At 64.8% G+C, this 21221-nt stretch carries 18 protein-coding genes and 1 pseudogene; 2 read left to right on the top strand and 17 right to left on the bottom strand.

Features of this window, described 5'->3' with window-relative positions; all coding sequences use genetic code 11:
• From ACRYLO_RS00005 to ACRYLO_RS00030, 6 genes and pseudogenes are all read right to left on the bottom strand, one after another.
• Positions 1 to 214: pseudogene (locus ACRYLO_RS00005) on the bottom strand (3-hydroxyacyl-CoA dehydrogenase NAD-binding domain-containing protein); the annotation flags it as partial.
• Positions 204 to 1337, bottom strand: coding sequence for a non-hydrolyzing UDP-N-acetylglucosamine 2-epimerase (gene wecB / locus ACRYLO_RS00010; RefSeq protein WP_482658302.1), 1134 nt, complete (start codon positions 1335 to 1337; stop codon positions 204 to 206). The gene wecB and the pseudogene ACRYLO_RS00005, both read right to left, overlap by 11 nt.
• A gap of 77 nt (positions 1338 to 1414) precedes the next feature.
• Positions 1415 to 2671: a tetratricopeptide repeat protein gene (locus tag ACRYLO_RS00015; RefSeq protein ID WP_482658303.1), complete on the bottom strand. Its 1257-nt coding sequence runs from the start codon at positions 2669 to 2671 to the stop codon at positions 1415 to 1417.
• An 11-nt stretch (positions 2672 to 2682) separates the two neighbouring features.
• Positions 2683 to 4821, bottom strand: coding sequence for a GumC family protein (locus ACRYLO_RS00020; protein ID WP_482658304.1), 2139 nt, complete (start codon positions 4819 to 4821; stop codon positions 2683 to 2685).
• Positions 4822 to 4949: 128 nt separating this feature from the next.
• Positions 4950 to 5663: a polysaccharide biosynthesis/export family protein gene (locus ACRYLO_RS00025; RefSeq protein WP_482658305.1), complete on the bottom strand. Its 714-nt coding sequence runs from the start codon at positions 5661 to 5663 to the stop codon at positions 4950 to 4952.
• Between the two features lie 58 nt (positions 5664 to 5721).
• Positions 5722 to 7014 (bottom strand): O-antigen ligase family protein, encoded by a 1293-nt coding sequence (locus ACRYLO_RS00030; RefSeq protein WP_482658306.1) that lies wholly within the window; start codon positions 7012 to 7014, stop codon positions 5722 to 5724.
• Positions 7015 to 7251: 237 nt separating this feature from the next.
• Here ACRYLO_RS00030 and ACRYLO_RS00035 point away from each other — a divergent pair, with 237 nt between their 5' ends.
• On the top strand, positions 7252 to 8388 hold the full coding sequence (locus ACRYLO_RS00035) for a glycosyltransferase family 4 protein (protein WP_482658307.1): 1137 nt from the start codon (positions 7252 to 7254) through the stop codon (positions 8386 to 8388).
• Between the two features lie 33 nt (positions 8389 to 8421).
• Here the strand turns inward: ACRYLO_RS00035 and ACRYLO_RS00040 are convergent, their stop codons facing one another.
• The 5 genes from ACRYLO_RS00040 to ACRYLO_RS00060 all read right to left on the bottom strand — a co-directional run bounded on the left by ACRYLO_RS00040 (position 8422) and on the right by ACRYLO_RS00060 (position 13971).
• Positions 8422 to 9774, bottom strand: a complete 1353-nt coding sequence (locus tag ACRYLO_RS00040) for an oligosaccharide flippase family protein (RefSeq protein WP_482658308.1) — start codon at positions 9772 to 9774, stop codon at positions 8422 to 8424.
• Positions 9775 to 9927: 153 nt separating this feature from the next.
• Positions 9928 to 10752, bottom strand: a complete 825-nt coding sequence (locus ACRYLO_RS00045) for an FkbM family methyltransferase (RefSeq protein ID WP_482658309.1) — start codon at positions 10750 to 10752, stop codon at positions 9928 to 9930.
• Positions 10753 to 10966: 214 nt separating this feature from the next.
• Positions 10967 to 12040: a CgeB family protein gene (locus ACRYLO_RS00050; protein ID WP_482658310.1), complete on the bottom strand. Its 1074-nt coding sequence runs from the start codon at positions 12038 to 12040 to the stop codon at positions 10967 to 10969.
• On the bottom strand, positions 12024 to 13205 hold the full coding sequence (locus tag ACRYLO_RS00055; RefSeq protein ID WP_482658311.1) for a glycosyltransferase family 4 protein: 1182 nt from the start codon (positions 13203 to 13205) through the stop codon (positions 12024 to 12026). Before ACRYLO_RS00055 ends, ACRYLO_RS00050 begins: the two co-directional genes overlap by 17 nt.
• Positions 13198 to 13971, bottom strand: coding sequence for an FkbM family methyltransferase (locus ACRYLO_RS00060; RefSeq protein WP_482658312.1), 774 nt, complete (start codon positions 13969 to 13971; stop codon positions 13198 to 13200). The genes ACRYLO_RS00055 and ACRYLO_RS00060 overlap by 8 nt, the downstream gene beginning before the upstream one ends.
• A 29-nt stretch (positions 13972 to 14000) precedes the next feature.
• Between ACRYLO_RS00060 and ACRYLO_RS00065 the strand changes: the two genes are divergently transcribed.
• On the top strand, positions 14001 to 14123 hold the full coding sequence (locus ACRYLO_RS00065; protein ID WP_482658313.1) for a hypothetical protein: 123 nt from the start codon (positions 14001 to 14003) through the stop codon (positions 14121 to 14123).
• Positions 14124 to 14180: 57 nt separating this feature from the next.
• Here the strand turns inward: ACRYLO_RS00065 and ACRYLO_RS00070 are convergent, their stop codons facing one another.
• Genes ACRYLO_RS00070 through ACRYLO_RS00095 form a run of 6 tightly spaced genes read right to left on the bottom strand, consistent with a single transcriptional unit; the run spans position 14181 to position 21209 of the window.
• Positions 14181 to 15338 (bottom strand): glycosyltransferase, encoded by a 1158-nt coding sequence (locus ACRYLO_RS00070; protein ID WP_482658314.1) that lies wholly within the window; start codon positions 15336 to 15338, stop codon positions 14181 to 14183.
• Complete coding sequence (locus ACRYLO_RS00075) at positions 15335 to 16282, bottom strand: glycosyltransferase family 2 protein (RefSeq protein WP_482658315.1); 948 nt, start codon at positions 16280 to 16282, stop codon at positions 15335 to 15337. Before ACRYLO_RS00075 ends, ACRYLO_RS00070 begins: the two co-directional genes overlap by 4 nt.
• Complete coding sequence (locus tag ACRYLO_RS00080; protein ID WP_482658316.1) at positions 16275 to 16460, bottom strand: hypothetical protein; 186 nt, start codon at positions 16458 to 16460, stop codon at positions 16275 to 16277. Before ACRYLO_RS00080 ends, ACRYLO_RS00075 begins: the two co-directional genes overlap by 8 nt.
• Entirely contained in the window at positions 16457 to 18553 is a 2097-nt protein-coding gene (locus ACRYLO_RS00085; protein ID WP_482658317.1) for a bi-domain-containing oxidoreductase, read from the bottom strand. The genes ACRYLO_RS00080 and ACRYLO_RS00085 overlap by 4 nt, the downstream gene beginning before the upstream one ends.
• Positions 18550 to 20238, bottom strand: a complete 1689-nt coding sequence (locus ACRYLO_RS00090) for a heparinase II/III family protein (protein ID WP_482658318.1) — start codon at positions 20236 to 20238, stop codon at positions 18550 to 18552. Before ACRYLO_RS00090 ends, ACRYLO_RS00085 begins: the two co-directional genes overlap by 4 nt.
• A gap of 17 nt (positions 20239 to 20255) precedes the next feature.
• Positions 20256 to 21209, bottom strand: a complete 954-nt coding sequence (locus tag ACRYLO_RS00095) for an FkbM family methyltransferase (RefSeq protein ID WP_482658319.1) — start codon at positions 21207 to 21209, stop codon at positions 20256 to 20258.
• Between the last annotated feature and the right edge of the window lie 12 nt (positions 21210 to 21221).

A 21221-nucleotide genomic window follows, 5' to 3' on the forward strand; every position in this document is an offset into this window, starting at 1 on the left:
GACAGCGATGCGGCGAGGTGGCCCGACGACACGACCTGATGCACCAGCGCGTCGAGATTGGCTGAATCTCGCCGCGATTGATCGTCTCGACCACATGCGGGTTCACATCGATGCCGACGACGCGCGCGCCGGTGCGGGCGATCACTGCGGCGGTGGGCAGGCCGATATAGCCAAGGCCGACGACCGCGACGCGGAGCGGGGCTTTAGCGGGCATTGACGATGGTCCGTGCGATTCGGTCACTGCTCTTCCCATCTCCGAACGGATTGTGCGCGCGCGCCATGGCGGCATAGGCCTGCTCGTCGTCGAGCAGTTCGAGTGTCGCGGCGACGATGGTTTCCTCGTCGCTGCCGACCAGCCGGGCGGTGCCGGCGACGACCCCCTCGGGCCGCTCGGTCGTTTCACGCATCACCAGCACCGGCTTGGCCAGGGCAGGGGCCTCTTCCTGCACGCCGCCGCTGTCGGTGAGCACAAGATAGCAACGCGCGAGCAAGGCGACGAAATTGGGATAGTCGAGCGGGTCGATCATCGCGACATTGGCCATCCCGCCCAGCACCGCCTGCATCGGTGCGCGGACATTGGGGTTGGGGTGGACCGGGAAGATGACCGCGACATCGGGTCGCTCGGCGATACGCCGAACCGCGCGCGCCATGCCCTCCAGCCCCGATCCGAAATTCTCGCGGCGGTGGGTGGTGACGGCAATGATCCGCTTGCCGGCGAACGGGGCGAGGATCGAATCGATCTGCGCGGCGAGCGACGGGTCGCGCTCGATCGCCTCCAATGTGGTGTGGAGCGCGTCGATAACGGTGTTGCCGGTCACTTGGACGCGATCCGCTGGCACATTCTCTGCCAGCAGTGCGTCGCGCGACGTCTCTGTCGGCGCGAAATGCTGGTCGGCGATGGTGCCGATGATCTTGCGATTGACCTCTTCGGGCCAGGGATGGTGGATATTGCCGCTCCGCAGTCCGGCTTCGACATGCGATACCGGGATCTTGCGGTAATAGGCGGCGAGCGCTCCGACCATCGCGGTCGCGGTATCGCCCTGAACGACCACGCGGTCGGGCTTTTCTTCGTCCAGCACCCGGCCGATTTCGCGCAGCAGCCGCGCGGTCAGTTCGTCGAGCGACTGGTTGGGCAGCATGATGTCGAGATCATGGTCGGGGACGATGCCGGCAATCGCCAGCACCTGGTCAAGCATCTGGCGATGCTGTGCCGTGACGCAGACGCGCAGATCGACCGCCGGGTCATCCCGCAGCCGTTGAACCAGCGGATAGAGCTTGATCGCCTCTGGCCGAGTCCCAAACACGATGAGAACGCGCAGTCGCGGTGCAGTGGCCATGCCGGTCCCCTTTCAGATCAGCAATTTCGAGGCAAGTGATTATTCGGAATGCGTCAGGTGGTTGGGCGTTGGCAGCGTCACGGAGCACGCGTCAAGGTGAGTGCATCGACCCACAGATTGGCGCTTTCCACCGTATCGCTCTTCCCTCCGATCAGGCTGAGCTTGGGTCCGACGCAACCCGACGGAACGTTGAAGGTCAGCGTGAAACGATGCGGACGATCGATGCCCGGCGACAAGGGTTGTTTGGCAATTTCGCTCTCCATATTGCCGCGCCCGCACCGTAGCGACCAGTGGACCTGCCCGGCGGTCAGTTCGGCATCGGTGGTCGTGCGTCCGGTAAGGCGGTAACGCCCTGCGCCCAGCACCAGCTGTTGTTCGGCAAAGGTCACCTGCCGGTCGCCGGGGTAGGAGATATAGAGCGCGCTGCCCTGCCCCGGAATCAGGCTTTCGCCCCGTTCCGCGATCACACCCTCTTCGGGCAGGAAGCGCCATCCGAATGGCGGCGGGACATCCGGTGCGGCAAAATCGCCGTCGCGCAGCAGCCCGGCTGCCTTGATCCGGATGGCGCGCGGAAGCAGCGCCATCCAGCGACGGTGCAGCAGCGGCAGCCGCGCTTCGGTCGCCGCGCGCTGGAAATAAGGGGTCAGCTCTGCAACGGTGGGCGGGCTGCCGAGTGCCGCGAGCCGCGCGAGTAGGGCATGCCCAGCTTCCACATCGACCTTCGGGTCGCCCAGGTTCAGCAGCAGCACGCCGCGCCAGCTGGGGTTGGTGGCAAGCATGTCCGCCATCGGATCGATCAGGCGCCGGTCATTCAGGCGTTGGGCGAGCGATGGCACCACCACGTCCCAATTGGTCGATCGCTGCCGCAGCAGGATGTCGGCTTCCAGAAAGGCCTCGGCATAGCGCCCATTGGCCAGGCGGTTCTCCAACAGCCAGGCATGGGTAAACAGGTCGCGCAGGGAAAATTGCGCCGACATGCTGAACAGCTTTTCGGCTTGCGCATCCTTCTTCTCGAATGCTGCGAACAGCCCAAGGGTGCGCAGTGCAGTCGGGTTATACGCTTCGGCCCGCAACGCGCGATGGCTGAGGTCGGTCAGCGCTGCCTGATCCTCGCGCGTGGCGCGCATCAGCTGATATTCGATCTTGGCCCGCAACGCCTCGGGATTGCTTGGCGCAGCCGCGAGTGCAGCGTCCGGCTGGACCCGCGCCAACATGAACCCGACCCGCGACTGAACCAGCAGGCCGACGAACAACAGGGCAATCACCAGCGCCCCGATGCGCGCCGGCCAGCTGCCGGTGGGCAGCTGCACCGGTTTTGTTCCAAACAGCGTCATGACACGTCCGTTCAGCCGCGCAGGATCCGGCTCGCGAAGGACTTGCCCTGCCGGCCACGACGATCGCCATATTCATAGCTATAGGCGTAGCTGTAGCCAGAGGTCTTGGCGTCGAACTTGGTCAGCACCGCACCCACGATCCGCGCATTGACGTCGGCCAGGCGGCGCAGGGAGACGCGCACCACCTTGGTCCGGGTCTGCTTCGACGCGATCACGAACACCGTCGCCTCGGCATAGTTGGCGATCAGCGGGGCGTCGGCCAGGCCGAGCACCGGCGGACCGTCGATCACGATATGGTCGAAGGTCTTGAGCAGCGTCTCGAATGCCAATGGCAGGTTGGGGCCTGCCAGCAGCTCGGCCGGGTTGGGCGGGATCGGGCCGGCAGTCATCACCGCCATATTGTCATGCGGACCCGGCTGGATGAACCGCTGAAGATCCTCGGCACCGGCGAGCACGTTGGTCAGGCCGCCGCTGTTGGTCAGCTTGAGCATATGGTGGATCGACGGGTCGCGCATGTCGGCGTCGATCAGCAGCACCCGCTTGCCCAGCTGTGCGAAGTTGCGGGCGAGCGCGACCGAGCTGGTCGACTTGCCTTCCGCTGCGCGCGAGCTGGTCATGAAGATCACGCGCGGTGCCCCATGGCTGGTCGTGAAGCGCAGCGCCGTGAACAGCGACAAATAGGATTCGGCTAGCGGGGTGCGGCGGTCCTCCAGCGCCTCGAGCAGATTTTCCGATTCGGGCAGACGCGGAATGCTGCCGAGCAACGGGATGCCCAGCTTCCATTCCAGATCGTCGGGCGCCATGATCGACTGATCGAGCTGCTCAACAAGGAAGGCGAGGGCGGCGCCAAAGAACAGGCCGAGCATCACCGCCAGCAGCAAGTTCATGGTCGTGCGCGGCTTGATCGGGCCTCCGGATGGCAGCGCGACATCGACGATCGAAACGTTATTGGTCCCGACGCCGCCGGCAACGCCAATCTCCTTGTAGCGCTGCAGCAGCGCATCGTAGAGCGAGCGGTTGGTGTCGGCGTCGCGCTGATAGATATTATACTGGATCGACCGGCTCCGCAGGTCGAGCACGCCTTCCTTGAGCCCGTCGACCTGGGCCTGCAACTGCGCCTCACGCGCGGCTGCGGCCTCATAGTTGGACCGAAGCGACGCGAGAACGTTGCCGCCCTGCGCACGCAGCTGACGATCGATCTCGTCGATCTGGCGCTTCACCGCCAGTGCAGCGGGATATTCCGGCTCGAACCGGGCAAGCAGCTTCGAATACTCGCCCATCAGCTCGGCGCGTGTCCCGCGCAGCGCGGTGATCGTATTGTCGGACAGGCCCTCGGCTGCGGCCAGCGGACCGCTTTGGCGGGCCTGATTGTAACGGGCTTCAGCAGCGATCCGTTCGGCCTTCGCCGTGTTCAGTGCCCCGCTCAGCGCCCCGAGTTCAGAGCCCACCAGGCTGGGCGAGGCGGTCGAGCCACCACCTTCCCGCTGGCTCGGCGCATCCAGGTTGATGATCCGCTGGCTGCGCGCATAATCGACGATCTTGCGCTCGGACTCTTCAAGCCGTGCGCGCGTCTGCGCGATCCGGTCTTCAAGATATTTGCGCGCATAGCTCGACGCAGCAAAGCGGCGGGCGAGATTCTGTTCGATGAAGGATTCGGACAGCGTGTTGACGATCCGCGCCGACAGCTCGCGATCAGGGCTGTCAAAGCTGATCGAGACCAGGCTCGACGAACGGGTCGGCTCGATGGTCAGGTTGGCCATCAGGATTCTGGCGGCATTGCGCTCAAGCGCCCTGCGCTGCTCGGCACCCACGACGCGCGGACGATCTTCCGGGTCGCGACCCGAATAGCCGTACATGAAGGTCGGATTGTTGGTCAGGTTCAGCTTGCGCACGACCAGTTCGGCAAGCGCGCGGCTTTTCAGCAGGCCGTATTGGGTCTGGTAGAATTCCTGCGAATAGAATGCAGGTTTTGCCGACCCGTCATCCGCATCGATGACGCGCGCCGTTTCACGCGCGATTTCGATCGAACCGGTCGAGCGGTACAGGCGGATGGTCGTCGCGTTGATGTAAACCGCTAACGTCACCGCAAGCAGGACCGTTGCGACGATAAACCAGCGCCGGCGCAGCAGAACCTGCAGATAATGGGTCAACGGACTTTCGCGCCGCTCGTCCTGTATGAGCGTAATCGGCGTCGGGTCGGAATTCCCGTTCGCACCAAGCTGGCGCCCCTCGGGGGGGCGGGGCTGCGCTGTGATGTCGTTCATGGAAAGTCGGACCCTTATCGCAGGATGTAGAAGAGGCTGAGCAGCGGCGCGGCCTGGATCGCGTCCTTGAACAGCGACCGGTTCGAATCGCTGCCAACCACGATGACATCGTTTCCGAACACGGCGGGATCCTCGGCCCGTGCGCCGCGGATGGCGTTAATGTCGAACCGCGCGATCATGCGCTTGCCGTCGACCGTACGGAAGATCAGCACCTCGCGCTTCAGCGCATCATCGGTGAGGCCGCCCGAAATGGCGATGGCACGCATCAGGGTGGTTTCCCCGGACACCTGATAGACACCGGGGCGCGTGACGCTGCCGTCGATCGTCACCTGCTGGCTCACGGCCTCGTCGATGACGACGTTGACCTGCGGATCGCGGACATAGCGGGCAAAGCGCTGGCGCAAGTCGGCGACCAGCTCGGCGGAGGTCAGACCCTCGACCGGCACCGCACCGACCAGGGGAAGGTTGAACGTGCCGCTGGCGTCGACCGTCCCGGTGGTGGTCAGTTCGGGGACGCCGAACACGCTCACGGTCAGCTTGTCAAAGGCGCCGATCCGCGGCGCGCGCTGACGCGGCGAGGCGTCAGCAGCGGTGGGCGCCGGAAGCGTCTCGGCCACCTGTGCCACCGTTGCCAGTTCCGGCTTGAAATTGGGCTTGGACGCGCATGCCGAAACGGCACAGGCCAGCGTTATGAGGGTAAGGAACCGGGCGTTGATAACGGCCTCCATCAATCGGTGTCGAGCTGCGCGCCGCATACCCCTGCGGCGCACATCTTTAGGGGTGGGATTACGAATAGGAAAGCCCCGGGATCGTGTTGTCGATACGTGGCCCCGATGCACGCCCGATCCGCCCGCCGCCATGCCGCCGGCTGGCGATCGGCGGGGTCAGCATGGCGCAGAGCATGGCAAAATACACGGCAAAACCGTCAGTGCGCAGTGGATAATCGACCGCCGAATGCACGATGACGAAGACGATCGCCATGGCGGCGGCGCGCTGTTGCCGGCTGATGGTCTGATTTTCGGGCTCGACCCGGAACGCCTGCCACGCCCGCCGCGCGTACCAGATCAGGCCGGCGACCAGCGCGGCAATGCCAAGGATGCCGAATTCGATCGGAATCTGAAGATATTCATTATGCGCCTGGTTGAGATAGCCGAATTGCAGGCCGTCGCGCGTCTCATAGCTGCGATAGATTGAATCGAAACTCCCGACCCCGGTGCCGAACGGAAGAAAATCACGCGCAATCCTCAGCAGCTCGGGGACAAGGGAAACGCGGCTCTCGCCGCCCTCAGCAAAGCCGTACGTGTCGCTGCCCAGCACACCGGTGAATAACAGTGCCAAGAGGCCCGCGCCGATCGCGAGCACGGCGCCGCCACCGGCAATAACGACGCGGCGACGGATCCCGAGTTGGCGCAGTGGTAACTGTGCGAAGGCAAAGCCCAGCGCGATCATCGCAAAAATCGCCCCGGCGCGCGACGTGGTGGTATAGATCGCAGCGAGGAAGAGCAGAAGCATGACCCCCGCCGCAAACAGCTCGCCGGTCGCGGGTGAACGCCGTCCTGACATGTGCTCGGCCAACCACCATCCGATCAGCACGATGCCCCCGCTCAGGAAATTGCCCAAGTGGTTGGAATTCGAAAAAAAGCCCACCCCGGAGTCGCGATTGGTGATCGCGTAGAAATAAAGTGAGCTCTGTGGCCCCGCACCGACCTGGGCAATGGCCAACACCGCGCTGAGCACCATCAGCCCCAGCACAGCGGTGAGCAGGGCGGTGCGTCCGGGTGCATCAAGCTGGGCCGCGATGGCATAGGCAGCGAAGGCGCACAGCAGCATCAGCAGCGAATCCAGCGTCCGCATCGGGGTCAGGCTGATTGCCCCCCAGGGCTGCTCGCCGACCAGATCCAGTGCCGCTTTCGCCAGCTCACGGCCGGGCAGGGCGGTCCATAGCGCAAAGGGGAGCGGGATCAGCTGAAGCAGCACCAGCGCGATCAGCGCGAACCAGATCAGCCCGGCCGGGCGCTCGATTCGGACCATGGTTGATCCGCGCCGCCACACCAGCCAGACAAAAGCACCGAGCGTCACGAGTCTGGTGAGAAGGGCACCCCCAGTCTCAATCCGCGACGCTCCGCCGAACAGGATCGCCGCGACAAGGACGGCCAAGGCCGCATTGCGCATGCCCGGTCGACTGGTACTGAACAAAACCGCGTATCCCCTTGTTCGACGGCACCCGGCGGTCCTTAACCGTCGTCACCAGCCTTGCCAAGCGCGGGGCCGGCCCGGCGCTTGCAATTCACCGCAAGCGGGTTAGGTCGCATGGCGATGGGGCCACCCGCAGGCCGGATCGCAGAGGAGTTGTACTTGGTCGATCACCCGCGCCGCGGATTGCGCGTCCTGTATCTCGCCACCGACGCCTATGGTGGGCATGGCGGGATCGCGCTGTTCAGCCGCAACCTGATCGAAGCGCTCGACGCCGATGATCGCGTCGCCGAAATTGTGTGCCCGCCGCGCATCGCCAATGGTGAGATCGGGCCGTTGCCAGGCAAGTTGCGCTATGACCTGAGCGGCGTGAGCGGGACCGGGGCGTATCTGCGCGCGGTGCTGCGCCATGCGCTGACCGGGCGATTCGATGCGATCATCGTCCCGCACATCAACCTCGCCCCGGTTGCCTGGTTGGCGGCGAAGCTGACCCGTGCGCGCTGGGCGCTGTGCCTCCACGGGATCGACGCATGGCCCGCCGCGGCGACGCCCCGGCGGCGGTTTTTTGGGCGGCGCGCGGATGCGATCATGAGCGTAAGCGCTCTGACGCTGGGACGATTCCGCAGTTGGTGTCCGGTCGATCCGGCGCGGTGCGTGGTGATCCCCAATGCGATGGACTTTACCGGCTATTCCCCCGGACCGCGCGATCCCGTGCTGGAGGCGCGCTATGGCCTTAAGGGCAAGCGCGTGATCCTGACGCTGGGCCGGCTGGACCCGACGGAACGCTACAAGGGGTTCGACGAGATCATCGAACTGCTCCCCGAACTGGCCGCTGACGTCACCTATCTGATTGCCGGCAAGGGTGAGGATCGCGGGCGATTGGAGGCCAAGGCTGTGGCGCTGGGCGTGGCCGACCAAGTCGTGTTCGCCGGAATGGTGCCCGAGGAGGAGAAGGTCGCGACTTACCGGCTGGCGGACGTCTATGCGATGCCCAGCACCGGTGAGGGGTTCGGCTTCGTGTTTCTCGAGGCGATGGCGTGCGGCATCCCGGCGATCGCCAGCGACCTGGACGGCGGCCGCGAGGCGGTGCGCGAGGGGAAGCTGGGCCAGGTCGTCGATCCGCGCGACCGGGCAGGCCTCAAGGCGGCGGTGGTGCGGGCGCTCGATCAGCCCAAGGGCGTGCCCGACGGGCTCGATTATTTCGCGCTGCCCGCCTATCGCGCGCGCATTTCCGATCTGCTCACGCGTCTGGTTGCCTGAGTTCAACGCGCCGGCTGAGGTGCCTGGTCGCGATCAATCCGCCGGCGCGCTGTTTGCCGGAGTCCGAACCTTTGTGATGTGGACCCATGCTCCGATGGCCACCGCTGCGATCATCGCGCCCGCGAGCTGAATGTAGGCGAGCCTTTCCCCGGTCATGCCATCGGCGAACCACAGCGTACCGCCCATCGTGAACAGGACGTAGGGGGTATATAGCGCAAGCTGCGTCCACATCGCTCCGCGTGCGACCAACAGTTGCAGGTGAACCGCCCAATAGACAGTGGGGATCAGCGCAACGAGGATCATGGAAAACAAATAGCTGTTTCCGCGGAAACCGGGGCCATAAAGCGCCAAGATCCACTCCGACGCAGCGATCGCTGCCCCGCAGAACAAGATGGCCAGGCCCAAATTGAGCAGCATATTGTATCGCTGCAGCCGATCCGTCTCGCCATCCCGCGCTGCACCAACCGAAGCACCCAGCATCGGCAGGATCGCCACCGAGAGCGACCCCAGCACCATCATCACCGGCAATCGCCACTGTATGGCCGTGTTGATGATGGCGAGATCGCCGAAACCCGTCGGCGAGCGTGACAACACATAGTTGCCAAGCCATGTCGCGCCGCTTTGAAACACCGATAGCAGCCCGGTGGGGAGCGAGAAGGAAAGGATGGCGCCCAAATAGCCGAACGCGACCCGCGGCGTGACACCTTCAAGCAGCTTCCGTCGATGGCGCCGCGCAGGCATTGCGATCGCGAACAAACGGAGCAGATTGGCGATCGCCATCGCGGTCATCACATTGTTGAGGCCGGGGGCGATCAGGACGACAAGGACGAGCGGGATAAAGGCGACCATGGAGGTCCAGGTCCGGGCGATCGCGAGCGCGCGAAATTCCAGCTTTGTCTGAAGCAGCGCTTCGTTCAGACCGGTCCTGACCACGGTGACCAGGTTTACGCCCGTCATGATAATGGCCCAGCCAAACCCCTCCATGCCGAGCAGCCATTGCGACAGGCCCGTCGGCCAGGCGATACAGGCGGCCAGAATAACTAGGGGCAGGATCCACATCACCCGGTCGGCCACCATCACGGTCGCGCTGGCCCGCTCCGGGTCGCGCTCGGCCATGCGCGATACGATCGCGGTGACCGAATAGGCCAGTTGCAGCGACACTGCGGGTGCCGCGAGGGCGATGCTGCTCAACAGCAATGCGTAGCGGCCATAATCGTCTTCGCCGATCGCGCGGGCGATCAGGATGGTCTGGATCAGCGCCGCCACACGCTCGATCATCGACGATCCGAAGATCCAGCCGGCTCCGCGCAGCCAGGTCGCGACCGGACTCCTACCGAGCAGATAGGAGGGTGTGAGCCGCTCCCGTAGCCACGCGATGCGGCTCATGGTGCTTCCCGCACGATGCCGCAAATCCGCGCGCGTGCGGCGGATGCCGCTGGCCGCGCGTCACGGCTGCAGGCAGCTGCGCACCGGATATGGCCGCCCGCGCCCGGCAAAATGTCGGATACAAATACGCAACACATCGTCGTTGGTCCTGGGTCAGAGCCCGTAATCACGAATGGGAATATCGCCGCGCGCAATCCGCTGGTCGCTGACGCCTACATACATGGCGAAGCGTGTCGTGCAGGAATCGAGTTCGACTTCATATTTCAGCGGCGTCAGAAAGCCGTTGAACAGATGATAAAGCTTGTAGGGGAGCGGCGCGAAATATTCGTCGACTTCCCACAGATAGCGTTTCGACGCGGTCCAGCCGCTGGCGAATTCGAACATGAACAGGTCGATCTTCTGCTCTTCCAGCAGCGTCTTGGCACCTTCTAGAACGTGGAGGTCATAGCCCTCGGCATCGACCTTCATGAAATTGACGTGCTCGATGCCGTTTTCCGCGCACCAGGCATCGAGCGTGGTGATCGGCACCTTGTAGGTGGTCGGCACCTCGCCCGGCAGTTCCTTGCGCGGGGCAAGGCTGTTGCACATATTCTCGTAATCGTGGAACTCGAGCTCGCCCGGTTCGGCGGCCAGACCCTGATTGACGAAGGTCACACGCTTTTCCTGCGCGAAGTCGGCGGCATAGCGCTCCGCGGCGAAGCGCGAGGGGTCAAAGCCGATTACCTTGCCCTGCGGCCGTGCCTTGAGCATCTCCGCGGTCGATGCACCGTCATGGAAGCCGACATCGATCACCGTCGGGGCCGGATCCATCAGCGTCAGTAGCCAGCGCTCGCCATTGGTATCGCCATTGAGCGAATAGTTGCGGACGACCACGTCGAACTTGCGGCTGAACCGGATGAAGGCGCGGGCAAAGCGTGCGCCGACCGGGTTCCAGAAGATGCTCTGGAGCAGATGATGGCGCGATTTGGCAGTTAGCATGACGACAACCTTGCGTTGTGCGTGGATAGGAAACGCGGTGAAGAACAGCCCAAATTACGGGTGCGGGCGAAGCGGAGCGATGGGCGCGGCACTGCCGCATGCGCGGTCGTCGCCGAGCCGGTTGTGCAGCCCGCGCCGCGCAGCCAGGTTGCGGACGGACCTGACCAGAGCAGACAGGAGGGGGTGAGCCTTACCACTGGCCCCGCGCTACGGCTCATGGCGTGTCTCGCACGATGTTGCGCGCGCGCAAGAGTGCGGCGAGTTCTGCGGCGCGCGCATCCAGGCTGTATGCGGGTACGCACCGGGCATGGCCGGCTGCAGCGATCGTCGCGCGCGCGCGGTCGTCGGCAAGATAGCCCTCGATCTGATCGCACAGCGACTTGGCGTCGGAAAACAGCGCGCATTCGACATCGGCTGCGTACAGGCCACGCACCTCGTCATTATCGATATGCAGCATGAAGCCGCCAACTGCGGGGATTTCAAATGTCCGGGTCGAAACGCGGTCGTACCAGCCATTCGGGCCGTGCGGCCCGAAATGCATTGCGACATTGATACGGCTCTGCGCGATCGCGCGCGCGAAGAAATCGCCCGTCAGCGGGTAGGGGACGACATGCCGTTCCAGTGCCGTCCCGCGCGCATGGTCCGTCCAGCGATTGCCGATCACGGCGATGCGCAGGTCCGGAAACGCTTCGGCCACGGCCACCATGAAGTCGCGCTTATAGGGCGTCGGGTTGCCGATATGGGAGACGTCCCAGGTCGGTTCAGCCACCGGTATCCGCGGCGCAACATGCACCAGCGGCGCGTAGCCATGGTGGACCAGGCCGACATGGTCCGCAGGAAGCATCTCACGCAGGGCGTCGAGCTGGAAGCTCTTCGTCGTCGCGAAATAATCATAGAGCGGGAAGTCGCCGACATCGATTCCGTGATGATCGAAATGGAAATCGGGGTAGAAATTGACGCAGCGTACACCCGCGTCCCGCAAAGCGGTCAGCGTCGCGCCGGTAATGTAGCTACCCTTGACGGTGACCATCACCTCGGCTTCGACCTGTTTGCACAGCGTGATCAGATCGCGATTATAGGTTGCCCGGGCAAAGGGCGTGAGGAGGCGGTTGGCGGCCCGATGCAGGAACGACGAGGCGCGCGGATTATAGCCAAGCGTGTCGTGTTCGGCGACCATCCACCCTTGATCGCGCAGCCCCTGCGCCAGTGCGCGGCCGGTGCAGCCGTGCCAGAATTCCGTCGCCATGACGGCGCGGATCGGGCGGGCGGGATCAGCGGCGGATCGCATCGAGGGCGGCCATCACGCCGGACACACTGCGGCGCATGTCGAGTTCGTCGAAGATCTCTAGCGAGCGCTGCGCCATCGCCGCGCGCTTGTCCGGATCGGCGGCGAGGGTCGCCAGCGCCTCGGCCAGCGCGGCGGTATCGCCGCACGGATAGACGATCACATTCTCGCCCTCGCGCGCGACGTCGGTCGGGCCGACCGCACCGATCCGGTCGCTATAGATCATCGGCAGGCCCATACAGGCGCCTTCGGAGGTGATCAGCGGGTGCGGATCGGCCTGCGAGGGATGCACCAGCACATCGGCAGCGGCGTAAAGCGCGGGCAGACGATCGACATTGACGAAGCCGGCAAAGCGCGCGGGCAGGTTTTCGGCGGCGGCGCGCGCCTTCAGTTCCTCGAACAGTTCGCCATTGCCGGCGAACAATGCGCCGATGCCATGGCCGGGGTGAAAGCGGGCGAGCGCGTCGACCAGGTCCTGTGGCCGTTTGCGCGCCGACAGCTTGCCGACAAACAGCGCCAGCATCTCACTGTCCGGGATGCCGAATTCGGCACGGACCTGCGCACGCAGCGCGCCGCGCTCGGCGCGGGCGGCGCGATAGGTGTCCTCGTCGATCGTGAAGGGCGATCGGAAGATGCGGTTCGCGGGCGCACCGAAATGGCGATAATAGTCCTCGTTGCGGTCGCCGACCGAGAGGAAGGCCGAGATACGCGAATAAATCAGGCGCACGACCAGCGTCTTGACCGCCTGTTTCAGCACGCCGCGTTTTTGCAGCAATTCGCTGTCGGAGATGATCATCGTCGGCACGCGGTTGCGGTTGCACCACCAAAGTGCGCGGCGCACATTGACCTGGTTATAGCCGTAGATCAGCACGGCGTCCGGTCGGAACGCTGCCAGCCGCTCGCCCACCTTGGGGCTGTTCGGCCAGCGCGGGCTCGGCTGTTGGCCGGGGCGCGCGTCCTCCAGAAACTCGTGCGAATAGCCGCCGAGCATCTCCATGTTCCACGAAATCTCGGCGTTCATTTCCTCGTCGAAATAGGCCTGGACTCCGACCGGTGCGCCGAAGATGACATGCACGTCGAGATCATCGCGCGCCGCCAGCGCCCGGTAAAAGGGCACGAAATGCTGGATCGGATGGGTGGTCACGATCGCCAGCCGCGCCTTAGCCATGGGGCGTTACCGGCTGAAGCACGAACACCGCGCCGTGGCGGTCGAGCAGGCGGAAGCGACCGCTGTCGAGCAGCGTCGCGATGAATTGCTCATGCGTGCCATGGTCGCGGCTGTCATGCGTTTCCATGATGATGATCCGCGCGCGGGTCAGCGCGTCGAAATCATGGCGGAGGATTTGCCACTCCACCCCCTCGATATCGCTGATCAGCGCGAAGTCGGTGATGCCATGTTCGTCGAGCAGACCCGACAAGGTGCGCGCGGGTACCTGCACCGTCTGAAGATCGGGCGCCTCGCTGGCGATGCGGCCGGACACCGAGCTTTCGCCCATCGCAAAGGCGACGGTGTCGCCGCCGCCATAGCTGATCGCGACTTGCGCGACCGTGGTATTGATCGCGCACCCGTTGAGCTCAAGGTTGCGGCGCAGCGATTTGGCAAGGCGCGGATCGGCCTCGACGATCACCATGCGGCGCTCCGGCGCAATGGCGCGGCGGGCGGTACAGCTGATGACGCCAAGGCTGCCGCCTAGCTCGACCACGTCGATGTCGCGCGGCAAATGACGCTGGACGAAGCGATACTCGCCGCTTTCATAGCCACCGAGCAGCAATGCCGCCTTGATCTCCGGCGTCACCACCGGATCGCTGGTGTCGATCGTCAGGCCGCGATGCGGGATCCGGTCGCGCAACAACTTGGCTGCGATGAGCCCGGTCATCCGATTGGCAAGGATCGGGCCGACGACGCGGTTAAAACGGGTGCGCAGGCTGGTCATGCGGGCACCGACACATTTCGGGTCGCGCCATGAAAACCTGCGGCGATGCGGTAAAAGCGGACGCGTTCAAGGACCAGCGCGACGGCGCGCGCTGCGACGCCCGGGTGCTGCTCGCCCTGGGGTTTCATTCCGGTCAATGCTGGTCCCCCTGACCTTCGGCACGGGCGTGCGAAAGCTCGCTCGGCGGATTGCAGACCGATGGGGAAAGGTCAAGCGTCACGGCGGGCAAGCTCCTGGAACAATGCGGTCATCTCGGCGGCGGCTTCGTTGCCGGCAAGGAATGCCTCTGCCCGCGCGCGCGCGCCACGCCGCCATGCCGCCAGTTCGCCGGAAGGCAGCTGTGCCAGCGTATCGATCGCGCGGGCCAGCGCGTCGCGGTCGCCGAGCGGCAGGTCGAACCCGGCATGATCATCGGCAAGGTTGCGCCACGGGGTTTCGGTCCCGATCAGCACGGGCGTGCCGGAACAGAGCGATTCGAAGATGGCGTGACCGAAATTCTCGCTGCGCGATGGCATGAACATCAGATCTTGCCCGGCCATCGCCTCGGCGACCTCGGCATTGGAGAGTTCGCCGCGATGCTCGGCGGTGACATGCGAGGGGAGGGCGGCGATCAGCTCGCGGCACCGCGCCCAATGCGCCGGATCGCTGATCGGGCCGTAGATCGAATAGGCAACCGGCGCACGCACCCGGGCCAGGGTCTCGAGCGCAACGTCGAGCCCCTTGACCGGTGAGATGCGGCCGAGAAATGCGGCCCGGAACGGCTCGCCTTCGCCGCGCGGGCGGTGCGCGGGAAGCGGGAAGGCCGGGCGTGCATTGCCGATCAGTTCGATCCGGTGGGCCGGGAATGCGGCGCGCAGATCGGCGCGCTCAGCCTCGCTTGTGACGTGAAAGGTAATGCCGCGCGTCAGTCCGGTTAATGTAACAAGTCCTCGATACGCGGCCTTGCGCCCACTCTTGATGCCCAGCGCCCCGGCCGAAAATTCGCCACGCGGCGACAGGACTACGGGTGCGCGCGACCCGCGCCCGAGCCGCCGGGCGATCAGCGCGGGAATGGTGAATTCGCGGTCGAAAAATCCGTTGAGCAACAGGATGTCGTGCGGCGTCTCGTTCAGCAGTCTGACGAGACCTTGCGCGCCGGTACGCCCAACCGTCAGATAACAGGCCTTCGCATATCCCAGGTCATGCCAGCGCCCCGCCTCGACCAGCGGTTCCGCCGCGCCGAACGGACGGTCACGCGCGACGATGCGGAAATCGAATTTGTCGCCCAGGGTCTCGCACATCGCGCGGATGCTCATGTTCGGCCCGGTCGACTCGCTCCCCGGCCAAAATGCGCCCAGCGCGGTGATAACGGTGGGCCGCGTACTCATGCCGGATCGACCGGCTTGAGTTCATTGATGCCGTGGCGTTCGGCAAGGTGCGACTTAAAGGCTTCGAGGCCATGTTCGGCAATAAACTCGCGCGCTTCATCGATCTTGGCGTCGATCAGCATGAAGTTCCAGAATCCCTGCATGAAATGGAACAGAAACCCGGTGCGCCCGTCGAGAAATCCCAGCCGAAAGAAATAGCGCTGCACGAAGTAGAGCACGCTGCGCAGATAAAGTGGCGAGCGCGCAAAAACACGGTTGCGCAGAAAGCGCTTCCATTTGGCGCTCTTGTTCGCGTCATGGGCGATGCGGTGATCGCTTTCAAAAAGGCCATATTCCAGATTGACGAAATCGATCATCTGACGTGTCGCATAGCCATTATGCTTGTCGATCCACCAACCGATGTCCTTCAAATTCTCGTCGACCAGATCACCGTTCGAAAAGCGCACCGTTTCGCCGCGGTCCATGACAATGTGCTCGTCCATCCAGCGCTGCTCGATGCGACCGGCATCGGGACGCCAGAGCCGGGTGAGGATCGTGTCGTAATAGCCGCCCCAGCGGATCCATCGTCCCTTGAAGATCACCTTGCGCCGCCATTCCACCGCCGTCACTTCGTTAGGAAGGGTAGCCACGCGCTCGACGATTTCGTTGATCGCCTTCGGCTCGTAATATTCGTCGCAGTCGATGCGCAGCACCCAGTTGGTCGCAATCGCCGCGTGGTCAACGCCCCATTGGAACTGTGCGGCGTAGTTCTTCCACTTGTTCTGAAGCACGTCGGCGCCGAGCGCGCGCGCGATCTCCACGGTGCGGTCGGTCGAGAAGCTGTCGACCACCACGACGCGCGCGACCGCCGGCAGCAGCCGCGTGATGCACCGCTCGATGTGCAGTTCCTCGTTGAAGGTCAGCACGATCGCGGTGATCGACGGTTTGACTGCCCGCTCAGCCATGATGCTTCGGGCGTGCCAGCACGACCATCCTCATCCACAGATAGGGCACGCGGCCGGCGCCGATATCGAGCACGCGGCGGGAGGCGAGCGCGCCGACTTGCCGTTTCAACGCGGTGTTCATGACCCCGAACGAGCCGGGCACGCCGGCGTCGCTCCAGCCATAGCCTGCCTCGCTCATGCGTCTGCCCCCGCCATGGCGAAGATCGCGCGGCTCACCGCGATCAGTTCGTCGAGCGGGATCGGCGCGGCGGCGCCGTCGCGGGCGGCGGCGTAGAAGGCCTTGACTAGCCCCGCCTGCCCCTTGTCCTGCGCCGAGGCGGATTGGGTCGTCGTCTTGCCGCCGGTGGTGATGTGCAGCTTGCGGAAATCGTCGAGGCGGACGACCGTGCCGCTCGCGAAAATCTCCAGATATTCCTTGGGCAGCGACGAATCGCCGAGCGAGGAATAGAGGATCGTGCCGGTCGATCCGTCGGCAAAGCGCAGCACGGCGGAAACGGTGTCGTCGATCCCCTCGGGCCGGAAGGCGCTGACCGATACCGGCGGGCCGCCGGCGAGGAAGGTGAGCGCGTCGACGAAGTGGCACGCCTCGCCGACGATCCGCCCGCCGCCCTGTGCGCCATGCAGCCAGCTGTCGCCCGGCACATGCCCGGCATTGACGCGGTAATGCATCGCGATCGGCCCGGCGCGCGAGGCGATCGCCGCCTTGGCCGCGATCATCATCGGGGCAAAACGGCGGTTGAAACCAACAGTGAGCACCCCCGGTGCGCCTTCGGCTGCCGCGACGACATCGGCGAGCTGGTCATGGTCGAGCGCCAACGGCTTTTCGACGAACACATGCTTGCCCGCACGCAGCGCGGCGGCGGCGAGGCTGGCGTGGCTGTCGTGCCGGGTGGCGATGAATACGCAATCGGTGTCGGCATCGTCCATCACCGCCTGCGGATCGGTCGCGGCGTTGGCAAAGCCCTCGCGCTGCGCGGCGTCATGCGCCGACAGGCCGGTCGAAGTGACGACGGTGGTCAGCCGCTCCTTGCTCGCCTTCTTGAGCGCGGGGACCAGCACCGACTTGGCATAGTTGCCAAAGCCGATGAATGCGGTGCCGCGTCCGGTCGCGGCTGCCGCGCCCGGATTAACCGGGATCGACCGCGCGATCGGCGCGGGGGTCTCGGGATAGGTCAGCAGGATCGCCAGGAACGGCTCGTCCGTGTCCATCAGCTTGTACGCTGCTTCCGCCTCCGCGATCGGGAAGCGATGGGTGACCAGCTTGAGCGGGGTCACACGGCCTTCGGCGACCAACTCCAGAAACGCCTGCATGTTGCGCTGCTCGGTCCAGCGGACATAGGCGAGGGGATAGTCATGCCCCTCCAGCTCATAGGCCGGGTCATGACGGCCAGGGCCATAGGACATCGACAGGCGCAGATCGAGTTCGCGCTTGTAGAAGGGCTCGCGGTCGATCTCCATGCCGGTCAGGCCGACCATCACGACGCGGCCCTTCATCCGGCTGATCTCTGCGGCCTGGTTGGGCGGGGTCGAGGACTTGCTCGACGCGGTGACGATCACCGCATCCGCGCCATAGCCCTCGGTAAAGCCGCGCACCGCCTCGTCCAGCGCATCGCTGACCGCGACGTCCGCGCCCATCTCCAGCGCCAGCTTCGCGCGGCCCGGATTGGGGTCGAAGCCGAGCACGCGGCAGCCATTGGCCTTGAGCAACTGGACAGTGAGCTGGCCGATCAGGCCGAGCCCCATGACGACAACCCGCTCGCCCAAAGTCGGGTTGGCGACGCGCACGCCCTGCAGCGCGATCGCGCCGAGCGTGACGAAGCTCGCCGCTTCGTCGCACACGCCCACGGGGATGCGGACCGACAGGTTCTTGGGCACCGCGTTATATTCGGCATGGTTCGCGACCGCCGCTCCGGCGCAAGCGATGCGGTCGCCGACCGCGTATCCGCCCGCTTCCGCGCCCGCCTCGACCACCGTGCCGGCGAGGCTGTAGCCCAGCGGGATCGGGGTATCGAGCTTGGCGAACACCTTCTGCACGGTGGGCAACAGCCCTTCGTTGCGCACCTTTTGCAGCGTCTTGCGCACCAGGTCCGGTCGCGCCATCGCCTTGCCTGCGAGCGAGCTGCGCGCCAGGTCGATGATCTGCTTTTCGGTGCCCGCGCTGATCAGCGACACGCGCGTCGCGACGAGGTTGCGACCCCGGCCCGAACGCGGCACCGGCGCCTCGATCAGCCGGAGCACGCCGCTGCGATAATTTTGTTCAACCTGTTTCACTGTAGCCCCGTTTCCCCGACCGACGCGGCCATGAATGTTACTTCGCTCTCAAAACAACCGCTTGGGAGTGTCAAGCACAGACGTTGCGTCGGCGTTTCATGGCCCATGTCGGGCCACCATGTTGCAGATTCGAGACGCAGCGGCTGCGATGCGTGAATGGTGAGCTGTGCGTTGCCCGCGCGCAGCGTCGCGGTCGTGCCGTCGAGGGTCGCCTCGCAGTCGGGGTGGAGCAGCATCCGCCAGGTGGCGGAGTGCCAGATCGCGCCCTCGATCCGGTCGTGCAGGCGGACGGTGTCGCCGTGCGCTTCGATCCTGCGGGTGACGATCGGGCGACCGGGGAGATTGGCATAGCCGTCATGCCCACCCGCCAGCTTCAGCGCGTCCGGCTGGACCTCGGCCTCGCTCACCCACACGCGCGGGCGACGGCCGCAGCGGAACGCGCCGAAGAAATCGGCCGGTTCCGCCCCGTCGATGGCGAGGACATTGTGATGGTGGGCGCTGCGGCTTTGGTCGCGACGCGGGCCGGGGACATATTCGAACACGCCCTGGTCAACGATCATCCGCTGCCCCCCGACCGACAGTTCGATGCTGCCGATATCGCCATGCGCATGCGCTGGCAGGTCGTCGGGTCCGATCCGGCCATGGTCGGCGATCAGGGTCAGGAGCGGGGTGTGCAGCCCGAAATAGCCTGCGGTCGTGAGCGCGAAGCCGCCCTGGGGTGGCGGAACGCCGTGGCCGGTCGACGCCGTATAGGCGGTCAGGCACTCGGCGGGCGTATAGGCCATGGTCAGCCCGGCATCGTTGAACAGCGCCGGGCCGCCATCGGGATGCGCAAGCAATGCTGTGGCGCGCGCCATGCCGTCTAGGGTGCGGTCGAGCGCTGCGGGCGCAGCGGCACCGAGCGCGTCGCGCGTCTCGATCAAATCCGCGAACACCTGTGCGTGGTAGGAGGACGAACGTTCATAATGGACGCCATCGGCCAGCACCTGCCGCGCCAGTTCCTTGTCGAGCAGCGCCAGCGCGCGCGTACGCCAGCGGTCGGCGGTGGCGCCGGTGAAGAACGCGGCACCCCAGGCGAGCGCCTTGATATTCTTGACGAGGTGATTGCCGCCGATGTCGAGCTCGAGATTTTGCTCGAGGAAATTCAGCTGCCCGGCAAGGCTCGCATGGATCGGCGCCAGCGCGGGATCGGTGGGGTCGATTCCCCAGGCCACGATGCGCTGCATCCACACCACGACGCGCAGCGACACGGTGTAGCTGTTCCAGCTGTCATGCCAGTAGCCCGGCTGCCACGGCGGGTTGGCGGCGATCCACTGACGGATCAGCGCGAGGCCCGTCTCGGCGTCGAGACCCTCCAGATACTCCATATAATGGAGGTTCATCCGCCACAGCCGATTGGGAAAGCCGGGCCCGGGCGCCTCCCAGTCGATCGCCGCGCCCATATCGATCGTCTGGCCAACGAAGGTGAAGCGCCAGCCTGCCGCCAGCCGCGCAATCTTGCCTGTACGCGGCGCAAAGCGTGGCCGGGGTGGGGTCGCTGCGACACCACATTCAACATCTAGTCGTGGCGGATGGCGGAGCGACCACATCCGCTTCGCCATTAGCGCTGCCCGCGCGACGATCTGGCCCGGTGGGACATGTCGGGCAAAGGCAAGGCTTTGCCCGAGTCGCTGGGCGATTTGCATGATTGGTTCCCGCTACGTCAGAGGAACGGTTTGAGAATGTCCGGAGTTCGTACGGCGCGCTGACCGTTCAACAGATACACGCTGTCCACGGTTTGCCACTGGTCGGGGCTGGTTAGCGGGAACAGGGCGTGGTGATACTCTTTGCCCTCCGACTTTCGCGGCGACCCGAGCAATCGGTATTCCGGAACATCGGCAAGGAGGGTCTCGATCTCACGACGGATTCGGTCTTCGACGTCGAATTCCGAGATATATTCGATGAAGATATTGGGCTTTGCATCGCGCAGCGTCTTCGCTGCGCCTTGGAATACCAGTGCCTCGCTGCCCTCGACATCCATCTTGATCATGTCGGGGGGGAGGATCGCTCCCGCTGCGATCATGTCATCGATCGCCATCATCTGCATCTCGACGGTACCGCGCACCGGTCGTCCCGAATCGGCGACGCCGCTGGCATGGATCGACCCTGGCGCCAGATAAAGTGTCGCCATTCCGGAATGATCGCCGACCAGCGTGTTAAAGACGGTCAGGTTGTCGAGGCCATTAATCTTGGCGCTGCCCGCAATGGCCTCGGCGAGATCGGTCTGCGGCTCGAACGCAAACACTTTGCTCGATCGATCGAGGAAAGCCTGTTCGAGCGCAAAATATCCGACGTTCGCGCCGACTTCGTAAAGAACGCCGTCTTCCGGTAAACCGGCGCGCAGGATCTCGAAATCGTGATAATCCCATGCGTTTCCAGTGCCGCGCATCGTGGCATATACATCGAAGCTGCCCGGTGAGAGCATCAGCTTGGCGCCATGGCGCGTCGTCATGAAACGCGACGCGGGCGCAGTCAGCATCAGGCCAAGCTGGCGGGGCACCGCGCCACGCCCACGCGGGAGCACGCGCTGCAGGAACGACAGGATTCCAAGGGAACCCGATTCCTTCAATTGGTCGGCGGACACGTCGCTCGCAAGTGGCGCAAATGTCTCAGGCATCGTCAAATTCCC

The organism is Sphingomonas sp. SDUR79 (genome assembly GCF_056821745.1).

Bases quoted from the DNA above. Each gene is read 5' to 3' on its own strand.
- wecB (WP_482658302.1), bottom strand. From the start codon at position 1,337: ATGGCCACTGCACCGCGACTGCGCGTTCTCATCGTGTTTGGGACTCGG.
- ACRYLO_RS00015 (WP_482658303.1), bottom strand. From the start codon at position 2,671: ATGACGCTGTTTGGAACAAAACCGGTGCAGCTGCCCACCGGCAGCTGG.
- ACRYLO_RS00025 (WP_482658305.1), bottom strand. From the start codon at position 5,663: ATGGAGGCCGTTATCAACGCCCGGTTCCTTACCCTCATAACGCTGGCC.
- ACRYLO_RS00035 (WP_482658307.1), top strand. From the start codon at position 7,252: ATGGGGCCACCCGCAGGCCGGATCGCAGAGGAGTTGTACTTGGTCGAT.
- ACRYLO_RS00040 (WP_482658308.1), bottom strand. From the start codon at position 9,774: ATGAGCCGCATCGCGTGGCTACGGGAGCGGCTCACACCCTCCTATCTG.
- ACRYLO_RS00045 (WP_482658309.1), bottom strand. From the start codon at position 10,752: ATGCTAACTGCCAAATCGCGCCATCATCTGCTCCAGAGCATCTTCTGG.
- ACRYLO_RS00050 (WP_482658310.1), bottom strand. From the start codon at position 12,040: ATGCGATCCGCCGCTGATCCCGCCCGCCCGATCCGCGCCGTCATGGCG.
- ACRYLO_RS00055 (WP_482658311.1), bottom strand. From the start codon at position 13,205: ATGGCTAAGGCGCGGCTGGCGATCGTGACCACCCATCCGATCCAGCAT.
- ACRYLO_RS00060 (WP_482658312.1), bottom strand. From the start codon at position 13,971: ATGACCAGCCTGCGCACCCGTTTTAACCGCGTCGTCGGCCCGATCCTT.
- ACRYLO_RS00065 (WP_482658313.1), top strand. From the start codon at position 14,001: ATGAAAACCTGCGGCGATGCGGTAAAAGCGGACGCGTTCAAGGACCAG.
- ACRYLO_RS00070 (WP_482658314.1), bottom strand. From the start codon at position 15,338: ATGAGTACGCGGCCCACCGTTATCACCGCGCTGGGCGCATTTTGGCCG.
- ACRYLO_RS00075 (WP_482658315.1), bottom strand. From the start codon at position 16,282: ATGGCTGAGCGGGCAGTCAAACCGTCGATCACCGCGATCGTGCTGACC.
- ACRYLO_RS00080 (WP_482658316.1), bottom strand. From the start codon at position 16,460: ATGAGCGAGGCAGGCTATGGCTGGAGCGACGCCGGCGTGCCCGGCTCG.
- ACRYLO_RS00090 (WP_482658318.1), bottom strand. From the start codon at position 20,238: ATGCAAATCGCCCAGCGACTCGGGCAAAGCCTTGCCTTTGCCCGACAT.
- ACRYLO_RS00095 (WP_482658319.1), bottom strand. From the start codon at position 21,209: ATGCCTGAGACATTTGCGCCACTTGCGAGCGACGTGTCCGCCGACCAA.